Raw genomic sequence first — 15,268 nt, forward strand, 5'->3', positions numbered from 1 at the left:
AGTTATGTCTGATTCGAGCGCCTTGGCCGGCGGCCCCCATCCGCTGGTGGCCCAGCTTTCTGCGGTGCATCATTTCCGGATCTACGCCGACATCGGCATCGTCGTCGTCATCCTCACGCTGACCAACTTGATCGCGCACTTCACCACCCCGTGGGCCAGTGTCGCCACCGTCCCGGCCGCCGCGATCGGACTGCTGATCCTGGTTCGGGCCCGCGGTCTGGGCTGGACCGAGTTGGGGCTGGGCCGGGAGCACTGGCGCGCCGGCGTCGGTTACGCGCTGGCCGCGGTGGCGCTCGTGGTCTCGGTGATCGCCATCGGCACGATGTTGCCGTGGACCCGGCCGATGTTCATGAACGACAACTACGCAACCATCTCGGGTGCACTGCTGGCATCGATGGTCATCATCCCGCTGCAGACCGTGATCCCCGAGGAGTTGGCGTTTCGCGGCGTGCTGCACGGCGCGCTCAACCGCGCCTGGGGGTTCCGCGGCGTCGCGGCCGGAGGTTCACTGCTGTTCGGACTGTGGCACATCGCCAGCTCCCTGGGTCTGACGAGCGAGAACGTCGGCTTCACCCGGCTGTTCGGCGGGGGCGTGTTCGGCATGATCGCCGGTGTGGTGTTGGCGGTTGTGGCCACCGGCGCCGCCGGCTTCATTTTCACCTGGCTGCGCCGGCGCAGCGGCAGCCTGATCGCACCGATCGCGCTGCACTGGTCGCTCAACGGGGTCGGCGCGCTGGCTGCCGCCCTGGTCTGGCATCTGTCGAGTTAGTCTCCGGCGCGCGCCCTGTTCCGCGCCCGAAACTGCCGATTCTTCAGCTTGTTGCCGCACTCGGACATCACGCACCAGGTGCCGCCGTGGTTGCGCGAGCGGTCGTAGAACGCCCACGCGCATTCGTCGTTCGCACACGCTTTGAGCCGAGTCCAGGTGCCGTCCCGCTGTGCGTCGCGCATCACCAGCAACAACTCGAGCAGTCGATCCCCGACGCTGTCGCCCGAGGCCGACAACTCGATCTGTCCGTCTGATGCCAGGTCCACCCGCGCGGTGGCCGCGTCGGTCACCGCGCGAAGCTCGGAACGGTGTGTCGGTTGCGGCGGCGGCCCGCCGGTGTTGTGGACCAGCAGCGCACGTAACGCTTCACGGACCCGGCGCACCTGGTCCAGTTGGCTCGGAGTGGGCCGATCACCGTCTGCGAGCAGGCCGTGGGTCCTCAACCACGGCACCGCATCGTCCAGGTCTGCGAGACGATCGGCGCCCGACGGTTCGAGGGTGTTGACCAAGGCTTGGATCCGGGTCAGCGGCTCGGGGGCGGGTTTGGTCTCGGCGTCGCCAAGCCAGGTTCTCGACATACTTCCACCGTACCGCCGTGACCCCCGAAAAGGTTTGACTAGTCATTCATGACCGGCGTACGTTCTTTGATAGTCACGCATTGACGACCCGACAACACGGAAACTACGAGGGATCGCCATGAACGACAATCGAATTTCTGACGCGCCGACCTGCCCCGTCGGTTTTTCACCGTCGCACTGCCGCCCCACCCTGCGGGCTCGCCTGACCGCCCGAGTGCGCGCGCCACGACTCGACGCCCTGCTGGCCGTCGGGGCGCCGACACCACCAGGAAGTGCCATCGCGGTCCGCGCCGCTCGCCTGACGTCGGCCCCGGAACGGGCGGCGATGGCCCGGATACTGCGTCGCTGCGTACGCGAGGCCACCAGTGACGCCATCTTTTTGTCATCGCGAATCCCGGTGCACCGCAAAAATATTGCTGCAGCTGAGCCGGTCATCGACACGATCACCTTGCGCCTGCATTCACCGGTGGCGGTGGACGCGCGCGGGATGGCGCGCCTGTCCCGGCTGATCCATGACGGACTTGGGCCGATGTACGCCTTCGGCCATGGCGATCTGACCGGCAGGTTGGGCGCCGCGCTGGCCGCGCTCTGAGGCACCGTGGCAGGAAGGTGTACTGACCTGATGCGTTAGATCCGCAGCACCGCCGCACCGGCCACGCGACCGGCACTGAGATCGAGCAGCGCCTCGTCGGCACGGTCCAATGGATAGACCGGTGCGCTGACCGCCAACCGGTGTTCCCCCGCGAACGCCAGAAAATCACGGGCATCGGCCCGAGTGTTGGCGGTGACCGAGCGAATCTCACGTTCTTGGAACAGATGTCGTTGGTAGTTCAGGGCCGGGATGTCGCTCAGATGGATACCCGCGATCGCCAGCACACCGCCGCGGTCCAGGGCCGCCAGCGCGGGCAGGACCAGGTCACCGACCGGGGCGAACAGGATTGCCGCATCCAAGGGTTCGGGCGGCAGGTCGGCACTCCCCTGCACCGACGACGCCCCCAACGTCAACGCGAGTTCGCGGGCGCGCTCACCTCGGGTCATCACGTGTACGCGGCCACCGCGGGCCAGCGCCACCTGCGCCGTGAGGTGCGCGCTACCCCCGAAACCGTAGAGACCCAGGCGGCCGCCCGCGGGCAGATCGGTGCGCAACAACGCCCGGTAGCCGATGATCCCGGCGCACAACAACGGCGCGAGCTCGACGTCTGAGTAGCCGACCGGCAGCCGCAGGGCGAACGCCTCAGGCACCGTGGTGAATTCGGCATACCCGCCGTCGGCATCCCACCCGGTGTACCGCGACGACGGGCACAGGTTCTCCCGTCCGCGCAGACAGTACCTGCACTGCCCGCAGGTGTGACGCAGCCAGGCGACGCCGACGCGGTCACCGCAGGAAAAGCCGACGGTATCCGCACCGGCTGCGACCACTTCACCGACGACCTCGTGACCGGGGATGACGTGCGGCCGGTGTACCGGCAGATCTCCTTCGACCACGTGCAGGTCGGTGCGGCACACCCCGCAGGCCCGGACCGCGACGAGCAACTCCCCGGGTCCGGGCTGCGGAACTCCTACGCTGACCCGGTGCAGCGGATGCGACCCCACCGGGCCGGGGTCGACCACCTGCCAGGCAGTCATCGCCCCGGGCATCGGAGTACCGGTCAGGTGTCCCGGCGAACCATTCCGACAATCCACAACAGGATCACCGAGCCGAGGATCGCGGTGAACAGTGTGAACCACCAGCCGCCGCCGGCCGTGTCGAGGAAGAAGCTGAGCAGGAATCCGCCGATCAGCGCGCCGATCACACCGATGACGATGTTCATCAGAATGCCGGCGCCACCACCCTTGACGATCTTGCCCGCGATCCACCCGGCGAGCGCGCCGATGATGATGTAGCCGATCCAGCCGACGCTCGTCAGCGTGGAGGAACGCGCCAGGATTTCGGTAGCCGCCATTACGTCCATTCCAGTCTCCTGCCTGTCACTGGCCATACCCAGCGGACTCGCTGGGTCACCCCAGGTGTACCCGGAGTTGGTCAATTGGGAACTCCCCGCAGTCGACCGCTGCCCGGCACATCCGATCGCTGTTGGCGAACAAGCACCAGGGCAAACCCAAATCACATTGTCGCCGCACCGTTGCCTCGTTAACGTGGGGCTTATCTGGCAACGCGCTGTGAACAGACCAGCCGGCGGCCGGACGAGACTGTCGAGATCGAGGTGGTGGCCATGTTCTGTAGAGATGGCGCCACCCGACGAGCATGTCCGGGACCGTCGTGTCCGGATCCGGGTCGGCGGGACAACCAACCAGCTACCCCATAGCTCGCGCTGACAACTCCAGCCACTCTCGTCACACAACGCGTCCAGCAAATGCTCATCCGGTTGCGAGAACGGAGAAACGATCATGAGGACATTCATCGGCTTGACCGTGGGTGCATTGGCCGCCGGAGGCATCGCACTGGCCGCGGCCGCCCCGGCCGACGCCGGCTGCCAGGGTGGTTGGTCGCCATGGGGCGGCGGGACCACGTGTGACGGCCCGATCGGGCAGGACGGAAGCTTCCAGCGCTGCGTGACCGCCGGGGCCATGGGCTTCGGGGGCACCAACTGCTATCTGATGAACGTCAACAACCTCGAAGGAAATGTGCCGTACGTCGGCCCCTGATCGAGGCGCGACGTACGGTAACCGCCCGTGATCAGGCCGGCGGCATCATCTCCGGCGGAGCGTTCGTGACCGGCACCGGCACCCCGACACCCGGGTGGGCCGGATCAGCCGGTGCCGGCGGCGCGTTGGGGTCGGGCTGAGCGGACGGCGGCGGGGTCCACGGGCGAATCGAGTTGGCCAGCGCCACCGCTGCCGCCTTGTCCACCGGATGGTTGGCCGAACCCAGCCACACCACGAACCAGCGTTCCGGCGCCCGCTGTCCACGCGGGGTCCCCGGAGGCGGCGGCGCACCGACCACACCGGCCCAGATCTGACCGTTGGGCTTGTTGGCGTCGGTGAACTTCACCTCGTAGTAGGAGGCCACGCCCGTGAGACCGTTGGCGTCCAGCGGCACCGTCTCCTGGTTCACCCGGGTTCCGGGGAACGGCATGAAGAACTCGCCCATGTCGGAGGCCAGCCGGACCGCCGCCTTGGCATTGTCGGCCTCGGCACCTGCGAACAGCTTCAGGTCCAGACGGCCGAGCAACACGCTGGTGTCATTCGGCGGCTCGGGGGTGCCCTCCGGCGGAATCTTGGTCAGCAGTGCCTGGCCGTAGGACAGCTGGGTCGCGTCGGACACCTTCCAGCCGCCGGGCACGACGTAGCTGAATCCGCCCGCGGCATTGTCCACTCGGCCGGGCTCGGGTGCCGGAGGCGCCGGAGCGGGCACGGGCGCGTTCGGGTCCGCGGGGGCAGGCGCCGGAGGCGGTACCGGAGCCCCGGGAGCCGGAGCTTCGGCGACCGGAGCCGGAGCCGGAGCGCCCGGCGCGGGCGCCGGAGCGGGTGCAGCCGGGGCGGGCGCAGGCGCGGGTGCGGGTGCAGCCGGGGCGGGCGCAGGAGCCGGGGGCGCCGGCACGGGATCCGCATACGCCACCGCCGGCAGCGCAACCGCCGCCGCCGTCGCGCCGGTCATCGCGGCCAACGCCAGCTTCTTCGACAGACCTCTGCGCCGATGAGACATCGAGTCCGACTCGTCCATGGGGAAGAAACTACCGTGTTACCGCCGTGACGCAAGTGTGAGTTGCTCTTAGAGTGTCCAAACGGAAATTTGCCTCATATAAAAACTGTGCACGTGGATACACATATATCGAATTGCTGGGACGCGCGGGCTCCAGGCGCCACGCCGAGCCTGGCAACCCACCCCTGCGCCCCGCCTCGAACAGGGCTTCAACAGATGGTTCGGACCCGCCTCCGACGGCGTTACGCGGGACGCCCCGCGGGGTGAACGGCCACCTCTTGTGCCTTGACTGCGAAATAGACCGTGTCCCCCGGCGTCAAGCGCAGCGCCGCCACCGACTCCGCAGTGACGTCGGCGGCCAGGCCGGGCGCCCCGTCCGGCTGCTCCTCGGCACGCACCCGAATGCCCGGGCCCCTGCTGTCGAGCTCGGCGACCGTCACCGCCACGGTGTTACGCGGACTGCCATGAGGCTCCTCGCGGTAGACCGCCACCGACGACGGCGAAAAGACCGCCACCGCGGGCGTGCCCGGCGTCATCTCGACCGCCGACGTGCCGTGCCAGTCCGAGGGCCAGGCGGTGGCCAGCGCACCGTCGGCAGCAACCGTCCCGCTGACCAGGTTCACCCCGGCGAACCGGGCCGCGAAGTGACTTCGAGGTCTGGCCAGTACCTCTGCGGCTGAACCACTTTCGATGATGCGACCACCGTCGATGACCACCACCCGGTCCGCCAAGGTCAGCACATCGAGCAGGTCATGGGTGATCAGCAGCGCGCATCTGCCGCCGGCGACCAGCACGCGCCGCAACACCCTGCGCATCGACGCCGCCACCGCCACGTCCAGACCGGACATCGGTTCGTCCAGCAACAGCACCTCGGGATCTGCGGCCAATGCCCGGGCCAGCGCCACTCGTTGAGCCTGACCGCCGGAGAGCTCGCGCGGGCGGCGGCCGGCCAGCTCTGTCGCATCCACCTCGGCCAACCAGCGCTGGGCCCGCTCGTGCGCGGCACGCCGACCGAGCCCGCCGGCGCGGGCGCCGAATGCCACGTTGGCCAACACGCTCAGGTGCGGGAACAGCAACGAATCCTGCAACAGCAGACCCACGCGGCGGGCGTGCGTCGGCATGTGCACATCCGTTGCGGTGTCGGCCAGAACCCGGCCGCCCACCGAGACGCGTCCCGCGTCGAGTGCGACCAGCCCCGCAATCGAGTGCAGCGTGGTCGACTTTCCCGCTCCGTTGGGACCCAGCACCGCCAGCACCTCACCGGCGGCCACACTGAATTCGACGTCCAGGCATCGGCTTTCGACGACGGCACGCACCTGCAGCGTCACCCCCAGCCTCCCGCCCGCAACCGGCGGCTGCCCAGGCCGACGACCACCACCGCCGCCACGGCGACCAGGAGCACCGACAACGCCACGGCGGCGTCGGCGTCGGTCTCCCGCTGCAGATAGATCTCCAAAGGCAGCGTGCGGGTGACGCCCTGCCGTGAGCCCGCGAACGTCAGCGTCGCACCGAACTCACCCAGCGCACGCGCAAAGGCCAGCACCGCGCCGGAAATCAGACCCGGCCCCAACAGCGGCAGCGTCACCCGCCACCACACCGTCGCCGGCGAGGCACCCAGCGTCGCCGCGACGACCTCGTAATCGGCTCCCGCAGTGCGCGCCGCCCCCTCCAGAGAGATCACCAGGAACGGCAACGAGACAAAGGTCTGCGCCAGCACCACCGCAACGGTCGTGAAAGCGATCTGCACGCCGGCGGCCTCCAGATACCTGCCCACCAACCCCAGCCGGCCAAAGGCGTACAGCAGCGCGATGCCGCCCACCACCGGGGGCAACACCAGCGGCAGCAGGATCAGGGGCCGCGCCACGCGGGTCACGGGTCGCTCGGTACGGGCCAGCACCAACGCCAGCGGAACCCCGAACAGCACGCACAACACCGTGCTGGCCAACGAGGTCTGCAGACTCAGCCGCAGCGCCGCGGTCGACGACGGACTGGAGATCAACGACCCGAACTGCGGCCAGTCCACCTTGACCACCATCGCCACGAGCGGCAACACCACGAATATTGCGCCGAGCGCGGCCGGCAGATAGATCCAGCGCGGCAGCGGTGGCGGATTCGTCACGATGACGCCACGCCGACCACGTCGACGCAGGTCGCAGCCTTCGGTCGGATCATCGCAGTCACCTTATTCGAGGCCACGCCGGGCGCGCCGGTTTCACCAGCTAGCTACTGTCCAGTAACATCGACGGGGATCGCCCCCATCCGGCGCGGCGATCCCCGGGTACATGGAGGTACATCATGGCGGAGGTGCTGGTCACCGGCGGCGACACCGAACTCGGCCGCGTCATCGCGGCAGGCTTCCTGGATGCCGGCCACAACGTGATCATCGCCGGCGCGCGGCGCGAAGACCTCGAGCTGACGGCCAAACAACTCGACGTCTCCTCGATCGTGTTCGACAACACAGACGCCGCCAGCGTCGAGAACGCCCGCGCCCTGTTCCCCCATCACCTCGACACCCTGGTCAATGTTCCGGCCCCGCTGTTCGAGGCCAAGGACCCGCGCACCTTCACCCTGGCCGATCTGGCCACCGCCTGGCACAACGCACTCGATGCCACCGCGGTCTCGGCGGCGTTGACCGTGCAGATCGTCGGCGATCATCTGCGGTCCGGCGGTTCGATCGTCAACGTGGTGCCCGCCAGCCCACGCGAAGGCAGCGCCGAAGCTGCTGTCAAAGCCGCCCTCAGCGAGTGGACGGCCGGTCAGGCCGCGTACTTCGGCACCCGCGGAATCACGGTCAACGCCGTGGCTCCGGGGCTGTCGGCGGAGCCGAGCTACGACGGACTGAGCACCAGCGGGCTCTCGATGGCCGACGAATTCGCCCGGCTTGCAGTGTTTTTGAGCACCCCCGCGGCGCGCCACATCACCGGACAGACGATGCACGTCAGTCGCGGTGCAATGGCAACACTGGGCTGACGCGCTAGGGTCGGAGAAGTGACAATCCGACTCGGACTCCAGATCCCCAACTTCTCCTACGGCACCGGCGTTTCCGAACTCTTCCCCACCGTCATCGCACAGGCCCAGGAAGCCGAGGCCGCCGGCTTCGACTCCGTCTTCGTGATGGACCACTTCTACCAACTGCCCGGGCTCGGCGCCCCGGACGAGCCCATGCTCGAGGCGTACACCGCGCTCGGCGCGCTGGCCACCGCGACACAGAAGGTACAACTGGGCACCCTCGTCACCGGAAACACCTACCGCAACCCGACGCTGCTGGCCAAGGCCATCACCACGCTCGACGTGATCAGCGCCGGCCGCGCCATCCTCGGCATCGGCACCGGCTGGTTCGAGCTCGAGCACGACAGCCTCGGCTTTGAATTCGGCACCTTCACCGAACGTTTCAAGAAGCTCGACGAGGCCCTGCAGATCATCCTGCCGATGCTCGAAGGTAACCGCGCGACCTTCAGCGGCACGTACTACCGGACCGAGGAAGCGTTCGCCAATCCGCGTTTCCGCGACCACATTCCGCTGATGATCGGCGGGAGCGGCGAGAAGAAGACCATCCCGCTGGCCGCACGCCACTTCGACCACCTCAACATCATCGCCAATTTCGACGAACTGCCCCGCAAACTCGACGTGATCCGGCAGCAGTGTGAGCAGATCGACCGGGATCCGGCCACGCTGGAGACCAGCATGCTGGTGATCGCTCTGATCGGCGAGCAATACACCGCCGACGCCATCCCGCCCGACTTCCAGCAGCGCGCCGTGTTCGGCAGTGCCGAGCAGATCGCCGAGCAACTTAAGACCAAGCTCTTCGACACCGGCGTCGACGGCGTCATCCTCAGCCCGGTCACCATGGGCGGATATGTACCCGGCGGTATCACCGCTGTCGCCGAGGTGTTGAAGCCCCTGGTATCCGGGTAGACATTCGGTTCGGTGGGCATCTCGCCGCACCTGAGGGAATGATGCCGACTAACCTGTCGGTTGTATTGAGTGGCAAACACGTCCGCGAGGAGCAGCAATGAGCCATCCCGGAGCTACGGCATCGGATCGGCATAAAGTAGTCATCATCGGATCGGGTTTCGGTGGTCTGACCGCCGCCAAGACCCTCAAACGTGCCGACGTCGACGTAAAGCTGATCGCCCGCACCACCCACCACCTGTTCCAGCCTCTGCTGTACCAGGTGGCGACCGGCATCATCTCCGAAGGCGAGATCGCCCCGGCCACCCGGGTGATCCTGCGCAAGCAGAAGAACGCCCAGGTGTTGCTGGGTGACGTCACCCATATCGACCTGGAGAAGCGGACGGTCGACTCCGTCCTGCTGGGGCACACCTACTCCACTCCCTACGACAGTCTCATCATCGCCGCCGGCGCCGGGCAGTCGTACTTCGGTAACGACCATTTCGCCGAGTTCGCCCCCGGCATGAAGTCGATCGACGACGCGCTGGAGTTGCGCGGACGCATCCTGGGCGCGTTCGAGCAGGCCGAACGCTCCAGCGATCCGGTACGCCGGGCCAAGCTTTTGACGTTCACCGTGGTGGGCGCCGGTCCGACCGGCGTCGAAATGGCCGGACAGATCGCCGAGTTGTCGGATCAGACCCTGCACGGCAGCTTCCGCCACATCGACCCCACCGAGGCCAGGGTGATCCTGCTCGACGCCGCACCTGCCGTACTGCCGCCCATGGGCGAGAAGCTCGGCCGCAAGGCGCGCGAACGGCTGGAGAAGATGGGCGTCGAGGTCCAGCTCGGCGCCATGGTGACCGATGTCGACCGTAATGGGTTGACTGTCAAGGATTCCGACGGCACCATCCGGCGCATCGAGTCGGCCTGCAAGGTGTGGTCGGCAGGTGTCTCGGCCAGCCCACTGGGCAAGGATCTCGCCGAGCAGTCCGGGGTGGAGCTCGACCGGGCCGGCCGGGTGAAGGTCCAGCCGGACCTGACGCTGCCCGGCCATCCCAACGTTTTCGTGGTCGGCGACATGGCTGCGGTGGACGGGGTTCCCGGTGTGGCACAGGGTGCGATCCAGGGCGGTCGGTACGCCGCCAAGCTGATCAAGCGCGAGGTCAGCGGCACCAGCCCGAAGATCCGGGCTCCGTTCGAGTACTTCGACAAGGGCTCGATGGCCACGGTGTCGCGGTTCTCGGCGGTGGCCAAGGTGGGCAAGCTGGAGTTCGCCGGGTTCTTCGCCTGGTTGTGCTGGCTGGTCCTGCACCTCGTGTATCTGGTGGGCTTCAAGACGAAGATCGTCACGCTGCTGTCGTGGACGGTGACGTTCCTGAGCACCAAGCGTGGTCAGCTCACCATCACCGAGCAACAGGCCTACGCGCGCACCAGGATTGAGGAGCTCGAAGAGATCGCGGCGTCCGTACAGGAAACCGAGCGAGCAGCGTCCTAGCCGGCTGCGGACGAAGGCGGCAGCCGGTCACCCTGCCAGGTGGCCAGGCTGCCACCGTGAGCCAATCCCAGTACCGTCCCGGGTGTGTCGAATGACGCTTCGGGGTAACGCAATTCGCTGATGCAGGCGCGCGGTGCGGACAGTACGTCGTCACCCACCGCGCCGCCGCCGAGCTCGATGCGGTGCCGCAACAGCGGCACCGAGTCCACGTCGGCGTGCACCGCGCCCGACCAGAAGCCGTCGCGCTCACCAGTTCTGCCGATCTGGATGCGCTCACGGATGCGCACCCGCGCGGATTCGGTGAGGTGCAGCCAGGTCGCACTGCGATGCAGCGAGCCGCCGGCCACCACCGTCGGCTCCGGATCGAGATCCAACTGACCGGCCACCTCAAGCTCCCAACGCGCTGTCGATTCAGGCGTGTGGGCCCCGGGCAGTGCCATCGTTGCCGCGACCGTGCGAATCCGCAGGCGGGCACCGGCTTCCACCACCAGACGCACCGTGACGGTGTCACCACCCAGCGGCGTGGCGGCGGTGGACACCAGGTGGACGGTGTCGGGCCCAGTGCAACGGCCGGCCAGGCCGCCGGAGGCCTCGACCCGCGGTATCCGACCGGGCGTTGCCACGATGACGACTGCGGAGTGCATCACGCCGACGAGGCCTGGGCGACCTTCAACTGTTCGCGCACCCAGGCCAGCACGGGCCCCGACGACGGATCCTCGGTGAGCGAGATGAGCGCCGTCGGCCGGTGTGCGCGTACCTTGGCCGCATCGCGACGCATGACGTCCAGATCCGCGCCGACCAACGGAGCCAGATCGGTCTTGTTGACCACCAACAAGTCCGAGAACGTCACGCCGGGACCGCCCTTGCGCGGCACCTTGTCCCCGCCGGCCACGTCGATGACGAAGATCTGCACGTCCACGAGACCCGACGAGAATGTCGCGGTGAGGTTGTCGCCGCCGGATTCGACGAGGATCAGGTCGAGTCCAGGGTTCGCCTCGATCAGGTCTTCGATCGCGTCGAGGTTGGCGGTGATGTCGTCCCGGATCGCGGTGTGCGGGCAGCCGCCGGTCTGCACGGCGGCGATCCGCGCATCGGGAAGCACCGCGTGCCTGCGCAGGAAATCGGCGTCCTCGGTGGTGTAGATGTCGTTGGTCAACACCGCCAGCGACAGCTCGTCGCGCAACTGCCGGCACAACGCCGCCACCAACGCCGTCTTACCCGAGCCGACCGGGCCGCCGACACCGATCCGCAGCGGTTCATCGGGCCGCCGCACCCGCTTGGGCCGGTCGGCGTGGACGTGGGGTTCACCGTCGAGGAGATGTGGTGGCATGGCGGTCCTTTCAGCTCGTCAACTCAGGAAAAGAAGAGTGGTCGCTCGCGGAGCGCGTGCTGCTGGGCCAGCACGTCGAGCAGGGGGTCGGACAGATCGGCCAACCCGGTCACGGCCTCGGCGGCCACCGCATCACACCAGTCCGACAGCTCGAAGGTGAGTGTCGCGACATCGGCCGGGTCCAGCGCGAGCAGCCGCTGCGCGGCCGTGGCCGACCCCGTCATCGTGGTGTACACGACCGACAGCGCGGTCTGCTCGGGATCCAGTTGCGCCGCCGCCCCGACCGCCCCGGTCGCGACCGCCAGATGGGGCCGCGGACCGAGCGTGTCCCACCGCGGTCCCGGCCACACCCGGCGCGCCAGCCGGACCAACCCTCGGCCCTGTGCCCGGGAGGCGTCGCGAGCGGCCGGAGCCGGAGTGCGGGCGTCGGTTTCGGCATTCGCGGTGACCGCGTCCAGTGCACCGGTGTGGACAGCCACGGCCACCGAGGCGGTCACCAAGCCGCTGGTGCGGATGCGTCGGGTCAGATACGCGCGCAACGTGGCGAGGTCGGTGAGTAGACCGCTGGTCACCGCCTCCTCCACGCCACCCGAATGGACGTGGCCACCGGTGGGCAGCCGCGAGTCGGCAAGGGTCAGCAGGGTTGTCAGGCTGCTCATCTAGAACAGGAAGTATCGCTGGGCCATGGGCAGTTCGGTGGCCGGCTGCTCGGGCCACACCTGACCGTCGATGCGCACCGTGAAGGTGTCCGGCTCGACCTGGATGTCCGGCAGCGCATCGTTGAGCGGCATCTGCGCCTTACCGATGCGCCGAACGTTCTTGACCCCGACGAACTTTCGGCGGACGTCGAGCCGATCAGGCAAGCCGTCCTCCAGCGCCTGCGGTGCGACGAAGTGCACCGACGTGGCCGCGGCCGCGGCCGGGGTCGCGCCGAACATGGGCCGCGGCAGCACCGGCTGCGGGGTGGGGATCGATGCATTGGCGTCCCCCATAGCGGCCCAGGCGATCATTCCGCCTTTGAGTACCGCATGGGGTCGGACCCCGAAAAACGCCGGTTCCCAGAGCACCAGGTCGGCGAGCTTACCCACCTCGACCGAGCCGATCTCGCCGTCGAGGCCGTGTGCCACCGCCGGGCAGATGGTGTATTTCGCGATGTAGCGGCGGACGCGGTTGTTGTCGGCTCCGCCGTCACCGGGCAACGCACCACGCCTGCGCTTCATCACATGTGCGGTCTGCCAGGTTCGCAGCACCACCTCGCCGATCCGTCCCATGGCCTGGGCATCACTGCCGATCATCGAGATGGCCCCGATGTCGTGCAGCAGATCCTCGGCGGCGATCGTCGACGGCCGGATCCGGCTCTCGGCGAAGGCGAGGTCCTCGGGCACACTCGGGTTGAGGTGATGACACACCATGAGCATGTCGAGATGCTCGTCGAGGGTGTTGACCGTATGGGGGCGGGTCGGATTGGTCGAGCTCGGCAACACGTTCGGATGTGAGGCGACGGTGATGATGTCGGGCGCGTGCCCGCCACCGGCACCCTCGGTGTGATACGCGTGGATACCGCGACCCTTGATTGCGGCCAAGGTGTTCTCGACGAAGCCGGCCTCATTGAGTGTGTCGGTGTGGACGTTGACCTGCACCCCGGCGGCTTCGGCCACCGTGAGGCAGGCGTCGATCGCCGCCGGCGTGGTGCCCCAGTCCTCGTGCAGCTTGAATCCCACTGCGCCACCACGTAACTGCTCCCACAAGGCGTCGGAGCTGACGGTGTTTCCCTTGCCCAGCAGCGCGATGTTGAGTGGCCAGGAATCCAGCGCTTCCAGCATTCGGGCCAGGTGCCAGGCGCCCGGGGTGACCGTGGTGGCCTTACTCCCCTCCGCCGGCCCGGTGCCCCCGGCCACGATCGTGGTGATGCCGCCGCCGAGTGCCTCTTCCATGACCTGCGGACAGATCAGGTGCACGTGGCAGTCGATGGCGCCCGCGGTCAGGATGCGACCGTTGCCGCCGATGATCTCGGTCGACGGCCCGACGACCAGAGCCGGGTGCACGCCGGTCATGATGTCGGGATTGCCGGCCTTTCCGATCCCCACGATGCGGCCATCACGGATCCCGATGTCGGCCTTGATGATTCCCCAGTGGTCGATGATGACGGCACCGGTGATGACGGTGTCCGGTGCGCCGTCGGCCCGGGTGGCGCGGGACTGGCCCATCGACTCGCGCAGCACCTTGCCGCCGCCGAACACGGCCTCGTTGCCGGCCAGATCCGGCCCGCCGCTGCGGTCCTCGGTGATCTCGACGAACAGGTCGGTGTCGGCCAGCCGGATCCGGTCGCCGGCGGTCGGTCCGAACAGCGCCGCGTAGCGGGCTCGGGACAGCTCGGTCACGAGTTCTCCAATCGGCCAGGCGGATCCAGACTGATGCCGTGCACCTCGCGGGTCCCGCCGAGTGGAACCAGGGAAACCCGCTGGGCCACACCGGGTTCGAAGCGGACGGCGGTGCCGGCCGGGATGTCGAGGCGGTGTCCGCGGGCGGCGGTCCGGTCGAAATCCAGCGCGGCATTCGCCTGCGGCAGATGCACGTGGCTGCCGACCTGCACCGGCCGGTCACCGGTGTTGACGATGTCCAAGATCAGCCGGCACGCACCGGCATTGAGCGTGATGGCGCCTTCCCCGAACACGATCTCCCCGGGGATCATGCGATCGGGTGGTGGACGGTGACCAGTTTGGTGCCGTCGGGAAAGGTGGCCTCGACCTGCACGTCGTCGAGCATCTCCGGGACCCCCTCCATCACCTGCTCGCGGGTCAGCACGTCACGTCCACTCACCATGAGCTCGGACACGGTGCGTCCGTCACGAGCGCCCTCCAGCAGATGATCGGTGATCACCGCGACGGCCTCGGGATGGTTGAGCCGCAGACCGCGAGCCTGCCGGCGCCGCGCCAGGTCGGCGGCATACGAGATGAGTAGGCGCTCCTGCTCATGCGGGGTCAAACGCATAGTGGGCGATACTGCCATGGCAAGCGCCGTCCGGCAGCGCTCGACTATTGCGCGACGTTCTGCAGACGCACCTGGCCGCGGGCCACCGTCTTCCCGTTCTCGTCGGTGATCGTGATGAGCCACAACTGCTGACGCCGCCCGCGGTGGATGGGTTCTGAAACCGCCGTCACCGTGCCCGTCCCGATGGCGCGGAGGAAGTCGGTGTTGTTGTTGACGCCGACCACGGTGCCGCCGCCGTTCTGCGACAACCAGATGTGACCGGACACGCTCGCCAGGCTCTCGATGATCGAGCAGTAGACCCCGCCGTGCACGATGCCCCAGGGCTGCAGCAGCTTCTCGGTGATGGTCAGCTGCGCGCGACCGCCGTCCGGGGTGAGTTCCAGATACGTCAGGCCCAGTTCGGTGTCGAATCCCTTTTCCAGCCCTTCGGGCGAATCAGTGGTCACAGCCTTCGTGTCTACACGGCGGGCCGGCGAAAAGATGCGGGCGGGGGGGCCCGGGGGGCCGAACGGGGGCCCCCGCCCTCGAGCGGACCGGGGGGGGGGGGGGGCTTTAGGCGGCCCCCCCCCGG

The 15,268-nt window shown here is 68.0% G+C and carries 19 protein-coding genes; 6 read left to right on the forward strand and 13 right to left on the reverse strand.

Annotated features, from left to right (window positions below; genetic code table 11):
* Positions 1 to 4 precede the first annotated feature (4 nt).
* Positions 5 to 769 (forward strand): CPBP family intramembrane glutamic endopeptidase, encoded by a 765-nt coding sequence (locus A5740_RS11400; RefSeq protein WP_076194099.1) that lies wholly within the window; start codon positions 5 to 7, stop codon positions 767 to 769.
* Here the strand turns inward: A5740_RS11400 and A5740_RS11405 are convergent.
* Entirely contained in the window at positions 766 to 1,347 is a 582-nt protein-coding gene (locus tag A5740_RS11405) for a CGNR zinc finger domain-containing protein (protein ID WP_076194100.1), read from the reverse strand. The two genes, A5740_RS11400 and A5740_RS11405, sit on opposite strands and share 4 nt — an antisense overlap.
* 118 nt (positions 1,348 to 1,465) lie before the next feature.
* On the opposite strand from A5740_RS11405, the gene A5740_RS11410 reads away from it, so the two are divergent.
* The gene (locus A5740_RS11410) at positions 1,466 to 1,939 is read left to right on the forward strand and encodes a hypothetical protein (protein ID WP_076194101.1); all 474 of its coding nucleotides are present in this window, start codon (positions 1,466 to 1,468) and stop codon (positions 1,937 to 1,939) included.
* A 35-nt stretch (positions 1,940 to 1,974) separates the two neighbouring features.
* Here A5740_RS11410 and A5740_RS11415 read toward each other — a convergent pair whose 3' ends face one another.
* Together A5740_RS11415 and A5740_RS11420 are read right to left on the reverse strand one after the other, a co-directional pair.
* Positions 1,975 to 2,973: a zinc-binding alcohol dehydrogenase family protein gene (locus tag A5740_RS11415; protein WP_076194103.1), complete on the reverse strand. Its 999-nt coding sequence runs from the start codon at positions 2,971 to 2,973 to the stop codon at positions 1,975 to 1,977.
* Positions 2,974 to 2,996: 23 nt separating this feature from the next.
* Positions 2,997 to 3,299, reverse strand: coding sequence for a GlsB/YeaQ/YmgE family stress response membrane protein (locus A5740_RS11420; RefSeq protein WP_076194105.1), 303 nt, complete (start codon positions 3,297 to 3,299; stop codon positions 2,997 to 2,999).
* Between the two features lie 436 nt (positions 3,300 to 3,735).
* Here A5740_RS11420 and A5740_RS11425 point away from each other — a divergent pair, with 436 nt between their 5' ends.
* Complete coding sequence (locus A5740_RS11425; protein ID WP_076194107.1) at positions 3,736 to 3,993, forward strand: hypothetical protein; 258 nt, start codon at positions 3,736 to 3,738, stop codon at positions 3,991 to 3,993.
* A gap of 31 nt (positions 3,994 to 4,024) precedes the next feature.
* Here the strand turns inward: A5740_RS11425 and A5740_RS11430 are convergent, their stop codons facing one another.
* From A5740_RS11430 to A5740_RS11440, 3 genes are all read right to left on the reverse strand, one after another.
* A complete protein-coding gene (locus A5740_RS11430; RefSeq protein ID WP_076194109.1) occupies positions 4,025 to 5,011 on the reverse strand; it encodes an APA family fibronectin-binding glycoprotein in 987 nt (328 codons plus the stop codon).
* Between the two features lie 221 nt (positions 5,012 to 5,232).
* Positions 5,233 to 6,324 carry a sulfate/molybdate ABC transporter ATP-binding protein gene (locus A5740_RS11435; protein WP_076194111.1) on the reverse strand — a complete coding sequence of 364 codons (1,092 nt, stop codon included), beginning with the start codon at positions 6,322 to 6,324 and terminating at the stop codon, positions 5,233 to 5,235.
* A complete protein-coding gene (locus tag A5740_RS11440; RefSeq protein ID WP_076194113.1) occupies positions 6,315 to 7,109 on the reverse strand; it encodes an ABC transporter permease in 795 nt (264 codons plus the stop codon). Before A5740_RS11440 ends, A5740_RS11435 begins: the two co-directional genes overlap by 10 nt.
* A 176-nt stretch (positions 7,110 to 7,285) precedes the next feature.
* Between A5740_RS11440 and A5740_RS11445 the strand changes: the two genes are divergently transcribed.
* The 3 genes from A5740_RS11445 to A5740_RS11455 all read left to right on the forward strand — a co-directional run bounded on the left by A5740_RS11445 (position 7,286) and on the right by A5740_RS11455 (position 10,376).
* Complete coding sequence (locus A5740_RS11445; RefSeq protein WP_076194123.1) at positions 7,286 to 7,960, forward strand: SDR family oxidoreductase; 675 nt, start codon at positions 7,286 to 7,288, stop codon at positions 7,958 to 7,960.
* An 18-nt stretch (positions 7,961 to 7,978) separates the two neighbouring features.
* On the forward strand, positions 7,979 to 8,905 hold the full coding sequence (locus A5740_RS11450) for an LLM class F420-dependent oxidoreductase (protein ID WP_076194125.1): 927 nt from the start codon (positions 7,979 to 7,981) through the stop codon (positions 8,903 to 8,905).
* A gap of 97 nt (positions 8,906 to 9,002) precedes the next feature.
* A complete protein-coding gene (locus A5740_RS11455; RefSeq protein WP_076194127.1) occupies positions 9,003 to 10,376 on the forward strand; it encodes an NAD(P)/FAD-dependent oxidoreductase in 1,374 nt (457 codons plus the stop codon).
* Here A5740_RS11455 and A5740_RS11460 read toward each other — a convergent pair.
* The 7 genes from A5740_RS11460 to A5740_RS11490 are packed head-to-tail and all read right to left on the reverse strand — an operon-like array spanning position 10,373 to position 15,143.
* Complete coding sequence (locus tag A5740_RS11460) at positions 10,373 to 11,020, reverse strand: urease accessory protein UreD (protein WP_076194129.1); 648 nt, start codon at positions 11,018 to 11,020, stop codon at positions 10,373 to 10,375. The two genes, A5740_RS11455 and A5740_RS11460, sit on opposite strands and share 4 nt — an antisense overlap.
* Positions 11,020 to 11,706 (reverse strand): urease accessory protein UreG, encoded by a 687-nt coding sequence (ureG, locus tag A5740_RS11465; RefSeq protein ID WP_076194131.1) that lies wholly within the window; start codon positions 11,704 to 11,706, stop codon positions 11,020 to 11,022. Before ureG ends, A5740_RS11460 begins: the two co-directional genes overlap by 1 nt.
* A 23-nt stretch (positions 11,707 to 11,729) precedes the next feature.
* Entirely contained in the window at positions 11,730 to 12,365 is a 636-nt protein-coding gene (locus A5740_RS11470) for an urease accessory protein UreF (protein WP_076194133.1), read from the reverse strand.
* Positions 12,366 to 14,087 (reverse strand): urease subunit alpha, encoded by a 1,722-nt coding sequence (locus A5740_RS11475; RefSeq protein ID WP_076194135.1) that lies wholly within the window; start codon positions 14,085 to 14,087, stop codon positions 12,366 to 12,368.
* Positions 14,084 to 14,398, reverse strand: coding sequence for an urease subunit beta (locus A5740_RS11480; protein WP_076194137.1), 315 nt, complete (start codon positions 14,396 to 14,398; stop codon positions 14,084 to 14,086). The genes A5740_RS11475 and A5740_RS11480 overlap by 4 nt, the downstream gene beginning before the upstream one ends.
* On the reverse strand, positions 14,395 to 14,697 hold the full coding sequence (locus A5740_RS11485) for an urease subunit gamma (RefSeq protein WP_076194139.1): 303 nt from the start codon (positions 14,695 to 14,697) through the stop codon (positions 14,395 to 14,397). Before A5740_RS11485 ends, A5740_RS11480 begins: the two co-directional genes overlap by 4 nt.
* A 44-nt stretch (positions 14,698 to 14,741) precedes the next feature.
* On the reverse strand, positions 14,742 to 15,143 hold the full coding sequence (locus tag A5740_RS11490) for a PaaI family thioesterase (RefSeq protein ID WP_076194141.1): 402 nt from the start codon (positions 15,141 to 15,143) through the stop codon (positions 14,742 to 14,744).
* Positions 15,144 to 15,268: the final 125 nt, after the last annotated feature.

The sequence above is a fragment of the Mycobacterium sp. GA-1841 genome (assembly GCF_001954135.1).
In the GTDB taxonomy this organism is placed as follows: Bacteria; Actinomycetota; Actinomycetes; order Mycobacteriales; family Mycobacteriaceae; genus Mycobacterium.